Source organism: Vibrio sp. 1731 (genome assembly GCF_033339955.1).
Taxonomy (GTDB): Bacteria; Pseudomonadota; Gammaproteobacteria; order Enterobacterales; family Vibrionaceae; genus Vibrio; species Vibrio alginolyticus.
Window position 1 is genome coordinate 1 of the sequence record NZ_JAWOVO010000151.1, and the last position, 1098, is coordinate 1098.

Annotated in this window: 2 protein-coding genes; one reads left to right on the plus strand and one right to left on the minus strand. The window is 44.2% G+C overall.

Translation table 11 applies throughout. The annotated features are described in order from the left end of the window. On the minus strand, positions 1-216 hold a 216-nt coding region (locus R7035_RS25840; RefSeq protein WP_318146396.1), incomplete at its 3' end, for a hypothetical protein. A gap of 307 nt (positions 217-523) precedes the next feature. On the opposite strand from R7035_RS25840, the gene R7035_RS25845 reads away from it, so the two are divergent. Beyond that, a complete protein-coding gene (locus R7035_RS25845; protein ID WP_063517411.1) occupies positions 524-964 on the plus strand; it encodes a hypothetical protein in 441 nt (146 codons plus the stop codon). The last annotated feature ends 134 nt before the right edge of the window (positions 965-1098 follow it).

Sequence of the window (1098 nt, forward strand, 5' to 3'; positions counted from 1 at the left end):
TTCACCCGATTGGATAGCCCGCGTGCGTAACGTCTGTTTCGGTAGCTGTGGTAACAATTCTGTCGGTGCATACTCAGGCTGCGCCGTTTCTACACCATGTTCGTGCTGATGATGTTCAACTTTCTCTGTGACTTGCGCTACTGGCTCGCTCATTGCGAACGCAGCAGTGCTGCTCAAGGTTGCCGCAATCGCGACGCTGAGGGTTTTCAGTTCCATCGTTGTTCTTCTATATAATGTGTTCCTTAAATGCCGATACCACGTGACATCACTTCGTGCTCTTTTCACAACAAAGAGCACCCTCATATAAATCTGATTGAGCTTTAAAATAAACAATTCATTAACAAACAAATTTAGCGGTATCACTTTTTAGTACCCAATTCGCCACACTACGAACTTTATTAAAATCGATTTGCTCAATAGACTTTGATGAACTAGCACTTAAAGACGCCACAACGAAGGATTTTGGCGTTATGAAAAAACCAAGCTACACTATCGCTCTCCCAACATATTTAGAATGAAATCTATGACCGATGCCGATATCGAGCTTCAGCACCTGTGGTTAGAAATCCAAACGCAACGCTGGCAAAACGTGTCCCGTTTTTTATTCAGTTACTACTGCTATAAAAACAATTTAGTAAATAAAAACAACAAGGTTTGTTGGGAAACCGCCCGTGATGTGTTGCCAGCCTCTATCAGCCTTAAAACTCGTAAACAGGCGGTTATTGAGCCTTTAATTCCTGAAGAAACCGTGGTTGGTTTGCTCAAAGCCATCAGCAAAGATGGAGAGATGACGTTTGATGTAATGACGGCTACGCTTAACGCGTTTTTGCACTATGTGGTGATCAGCAAACAGGAGAAGCTACAACTTAAACCCAACATGCCAGCGAGTTGGTATCAGCAGCATCACAGGCCTGTATTCGCCCGTTTTGAGCAAGCGGGAATAGAAATTCAACAAATCAAATAGCGCCCCTGTCGAGCCGCAGACGTAAAAAAGCGCCCACAAGGAGGCGCGTTCGGTCAAAATGGTGAGTAATTCCTGGACGAGAAAGCTCTGAGCAACCGAAAAAGGCTTATTTATTCTTGAATCCCACGAATACG

What these genes read in the sequence shown, in the direction of transcription:
- R7035_RS25845 (WP_063517411.1), top strand. Translation starts at nt 524, where the DNA reads ATGACCGATGCCGATATCGAGCTTCAGCACCTGTGGTTAGAAATCCAA.